General features: G+C 73.6%; 6 protein-coding genes. 2 read left to right on the top strand and 4 right to left on the bottom strand.

Going from position 1 to position 4488, the window contains the following annotated elements; translation table 11 throughout:
• Nucleotides 1–596, bottom strand: a 596-nt coding sequence (locus tag AOK11_RS30485; protein WP_079035185.1) for an NAD-dependent epimerase/dehydratase family protein, incomplete at its 3' end; no start/stop codon positions are given.
• A 71-nt stretch (nucleotides 597–667) separates the two neighbouring features.
• On the opposite strand from AOK11_RS30485, the gene AOK11_RS30490 reads away from it, so the two are divergent.
• A complete protein-coding gene (locus AOK11_RS30490; protein WP_055596925.1) occupies nucleotides 668–1147 on the top strand; it encodes a GNAT family N-acetyltransferase in 480 nt (159 codons plus the stop codon).
• A gap of 38 nt (nucleotides 1148–1185) precedes the next feature.
• Here the strand turns inward: AOK11_RS30490 and AOK11_RS30495 are convergent, their stop codons facing one another.
• Complete coding sequence (locus AOK11_RS30495; RefSeq protein ID WP_055596926.1) at nucleotides 1186–2370, bottom strand: MarP family serine protease; 1185 nt, start codon at nucleotides 2368–2370, stop codon at nucleotides 1186–1188.
• Nucleotides 2371–2582: 212 nt separating this feature from the next.
• On the opposite strand from AOK11_RS30495, the gene AOK11_RS30500 reads away from it, so the two are divergent.
• Complete coding sequence (locus AOK11_RS30500; protein WP_079035186.1) at nucleotides 2583–3521, top strand: peptidoglycan recognition protein family protein; 939 nt, start codon at nucleotides 2583–2585, stop codon at nucleotides 3519–3521.
• 15 nt (nucleotides 3522–3536) lie between these two features.
• Here AOK11_RS30500 and AOK11_RS30505 read toward each other — a convergent pair whose 3' ends face one another.
• On the bottom strand, nucleotides 3537–4055 hold the full coding sequence (locus AOK11_RS30505) for a DUF4240 domain-containing protein (RefSeq protein ID WP_055596927.1): 519 nt from the start codon (nucleotides 4053–4055) through the stop codon (nucleotides 3537–3539).
• The coding region (locus AOK11_RS30510; RefSeq protein WP_157869482.1) for a WYL domain-containing protein at nucleotides 4055–4488 on the bottom strand (434 nt) is incomplete at its 5' end. The genes AOK11_RS30505 and AOK11_RS30510, both read right to left, overlap by 1 nt.

Genomic DNA, 4488 nt, shown 5'->3' on the forward strand with positions numbered 1-4488 from the left:
CAGTACTGCCGCCCGTCGCCCAGCCGTCCGCCCAGCCCGGCCCGGAACAGCGGGAAGAGCCTGCCCCACGCCCCGCCCCCGCGGGCCACCACGAGCCCGGTCCGGGCGAACGCCGTTCGCACGCCCGCCTCCTGGGCCGGTGCCGCGGCGGCCTCCCACTCGACGCACAGCTCCGGCAGGAAGCCCGAACCCGCCGGCGCGCTCTCGTCGACGGTCCGGTCGCCGGTCTCGCCGTAGTAACCGATCGCGCTGCCGTTCACGAACACCCGCGGCCGTACGTCCCGCTCCATCCCGGCGAACGCCTCGGCGAGCGCGGCCGTGCCCCGCACCCGGCCGTTGCGGATCCGCGCCTTGTACTCGGGCGTCCAGCGGTGGTCGCCCACTCCGGCACCGGCGAGATTGACCACGGCGTCGCACCCGGCGAGCCCGGCCGCGTCCACGGACCCCCGCTCCGGGTCCCACCGCACCTCGTTCTCCGCGCGGGGCGTCCTGCGCACCAGGCGCACCACCCTGTGCCCGTCGGCGGTGAGGGACCGTACGAGTGCGCCGCCGATGAGGCCGGACGCACCGGCCACCGCGATTCGGGAAGGTTCCATGATTCCCATCCTGCCCCGCAGTCCGGACAACACGGCGGACACACGACGGACCCGGTCGTAAAGTGCCCCCCATGCCCGACCTGTCGATCCGCGCCGCACACCCCTCCGACGAGCGGGAACTGGTCCTGCTGGACCGCGACACCTGGTCGCACCTGCATGCCGTCGGTCCGCCGCACGAGCCGTTCTTCCGCGGGCGGTTCGGCCCTCAGGCCCACCTCGTCGCCGAGCACGAGGGACGCGTCGTCGGCTACATCCGGCTCGGATGTCCCACCGAACTCGCCTCCCACGCGCACGTGCAGCAGATCCTCGGACTCGCCGTGTCCGAGGAGGTCCGCGGCAGGGGCATAGGTCGGGCCCTGGTGCGGGCCGCCGTCCAGGAGGCCCGGGACCGGGGCGCCCGCCGCATCACCCTGCGCGTCCTCGGCCACAACACCACCGCCCGCGTGCTGTACGAGTCCGAGGGCTTCGTCGTCGAGGGCGTCCAGCCGGAGGAGTTCCTCCTCGGCGGCCGGTACGTCGACGACGTACTGATGGGCCGTTCCCTCCTCTGACGGCGGTCCGCGCCGGCCCACGCGCCCCGCGTCACCGCCTACGACGTCACCGGTTCCCCCGTGTCCACCGGCGCCGTCGCGTCCGCCGCGCGCTCCGCGTCGCCGGCGACCTCGGCGGAGGTCAGGACGTAGCCGGTCTCCGCGTCCGAGGTGGACCGGGCGAACACCACGCCGAACACCCGGCCGTCGGTGGTCAGCAGTGGTCCGCCGGAGTTGCCGGGGCGCACGGTGGAGCGGATGGAGTAGATCTCGCGCGTGACGCCCTGGTCCCCGTAGATGTTCCGGCCCCTCGCCTGCACCCGGTTCGCGACCGTCGCCGCCTGGAGATTCAGGTCGCCGTCCTGCGGGTAGCCCGCGACGACCGCCGAGTCGCCGCGGTCGGCGTCGTCGACGAACCGGAGGACGGGCGCCCGCAGTCCGGGCACGTACAGCACGGCCACGTCCTTCTGCGGGTCGAACAGCACCACCCGGGCCTCGTACGCCCGCCCGACGCCGCCGACCCGCACGGTCGGCTCGTCGATGCCGGCCACCACATGGGCGTTGGTCATCACGTGCTCCGTCGCGTACACGAAGCCGCTGCCCTCGCGGCCCTGGAGGCCCGTGACGCCCTCGACCTTCACCGTGCTCCGCTGGGCGGCCCGGGTGGCGGCGGCAGTGACGCTGTCGCCGGAGGGTTCGGCGACCTCGGCCGTCGACTCGTTCTCGAACGGGTTGAAGACCTGCGGGAAACCCGCCTCGGTCAGCGCCGAGGTGGCCCGCGAGAACCAGGCCGGAGTGCTGTCCGGCATCACCTCGTGGACGGCGCCGAGCAGTCGCGAGTCCCGGATCGCGGAGGTGACCAGCGGGGAGGAGGAGGCGCCGAGGACGGACGCGATCACCCAGGCCACGATCAGCACGGCCACCGAGTTGGCCGCCGCCCCGCCGATCCCGTCCGCCACCCGCAACGGCCCCCGGTCCAGCTCCCGCCGCAGCCGCAGCGCCAGCCGGCCCGCCATCTCATGGCCCACGGCCGCCGGCAGCAGCACCGTGGCCAGGGCCGTCACCGTGGCCCCGGTCGTCCCCGGAGTCACCAGGTCCATCACCCAGGGCAGGATCCACACGCCGACGAGGGCGCCGCCCACGAAACCGGCCAGCGACACGCAGCCGGCCAGCAGACCGCGCCGGTAGCCGGAGGCCGCGTAGGCCAGGACGACCAGCAACAGCAGGATGTCGAGCAGGTCCACGCACGCCGCCTTTCTCTCGGGCCCTCTCATACGTGGGGGAGAGGCCCGGTGATCAGCCACGCGCGGGCGACCACCGGGAAGCAGCCGCACGCGCGTGTACCCGGAAGAACGCCGGAGAACCGGACGATGGTTCCGCCGTGGACCGGACGACGGGTCCACCGGTTGACACGGTCGCGTCGCGGGCCCCCTCGATCCGACCCACAGTGAAAGGCATGCGTGTCCTCGGAAGACCAAGGGGAGGGCGGCGGCGTCACGCTTCCCGGATATCCCGCGGAACCGGTCGTACGGGCCTGCCCATAACCGTCAAAGTACTGCTCGGCTGCCTGCCCGGCGTCGCCGCGGCGGTCGCCCTGGTGCTGTGCGCGTACGGCGTCGAACGGGCCGCGGAGCCCTCGGCCGTCGCCCCCGCCCGCAGGACGGACGCCTACACGGCGCCCAGGCCGCCCATCGTGTCGAGAGCGGCCTGGGCGCGCGGCGCCGACCGGAAACAGCCGCCCCCGCGCTACGACGACAAGGTCATCGCCGTCTTCGTCCACCACACCGACTCGCCCAACGACTACGACTGTGCCGAGGCCCCCACCCACATACGCAGCCTCTACGAGGGCCAGACCACCGCCCGGGACTGGGACGACATCGGCTACAACTTCGTCGTCGACCGCTGCGGCACCATCTACGAAGGCCGCGCGGGCGGCACCGACCGCCCCGTCACCGGCGCCCACACCCAGGGCTTCAACCACCGCAGCACGGGCATCGCCGCGCTCGGCACCTTCACCGCAGGAGTGCCCGTGCCGCCCGCGATGGAGCGCGCGATCGCCGAGCTGGCCGCCTGGAAACTCGGTCTGTCCGGCACCGACCCGCGATCCGACGTCCGGCTGGTCTCCAGCAACGGCGGCAGCCGGTACGCGGCGGGCACCACCGCGATGCTGCCCGCCCTCGCGGGCCACAGCGACGGCTTCATGACCAGCTGTCCGGGCGCCGCCCTGCAAGCCCGTCTGCCGAGGATCCGGGAGAGGGCGGCGGAGCTGCAGGGCCGCTGGCCGGACGCCGGAGGCCGGCAGGAGAAGCAGCAGGAGAAGCAGCGGGAGGCGCAGGAAAAGGCGCAGGAAAAGGAGCAGGAGGAGAACAGCCGGATCGCGGGGGTCTCGAGGTGAGCGGACCCGCGGGGCTCAGGGCCGGAACCGGTCCCAGAGCCGGGGATAGCGTTCGGCCAGCAGGGAGTCGTTCTCGAAGTCGACGGGCGTGCCCTCGGGCTCGGCCGGGCCCGCGGGGAGGTTCAGATCGGGCGCCACGGTACCGGTGAGCTGCTCGTACGCCTCGTCCGCCGCGTAGCCGAGCTCCTCGCCGTCGCCGTCGATCTCCTCGTCGAAGTCCTCCAGCAGATCGGCCAGCGCGTCCGGGTCGTGCAGCGCGCCCTCGTAGACCTCGCGGCCCTGGCCGATCAGCCAGCACCTGAAGAAGTCGAAGGCGTCGTCGCTCGCCCCGTCGAGGAGTACCCAGGCGGCACCCCACAGATCCCAGCGGTAGGCACGGTGGTAGCGGGACTCGAAGTGCCGGGCGAAGTCGAGGACGGCTTCCGGGTCCAGCCGCGCGAGCCGCTCCACGAGCAGGTCGGCCTGCTCCTCAGGGTCGCCCTCGGCGTCCTCGCGGGCGGCGTCGACCAGCTCCCAGAACTCCGTCTCGTCCATCACGCGTCAAGCATCGGCCCTGGATCCCCGGGACGCACCCCGGAATACGCGGATCGCTTCCGCCCGTACAGCAGGGCCAGCCGTACCGCCTGGGCGGCGAACCGCTCCCGCAGCGAGGCGGGCGCGAGCACCTCCACCTCGGGGCCCAGCGCCGTCAGCTGGGTGCGGGCGACCTCCTCGGACTCCACCGGCAGGGTCACCGTCACCCACCCGTCGTCGTCCGCTCCGGTCCCGGCCGCCTCGGCCAGTGCCTCCCGCGCGGCCGCCGCGTCCACGGCGTGCGGCAGCGCGCGCACTCCCTCGGGCGACAGCCGTACCACCACCTCCGCCCGCAGGATCGAGCGCGCGAACTGCTCCGCACGCTCCGCCCAGAACGCGGGCAGGTCGAACTCCGGGTCGCGCGCGAAGCGTGCCGGACCCGTTCCCGGACCCG

It is taken from the genome of Streptomyces hirsutus (assembly GCF_001418415.1).
GTDB lineage: Bacteria > Actinomycetota > Actinomycetes > Streptomycetales > Streptomycetaceae > Streptomyces > Streptomyces hirsutus.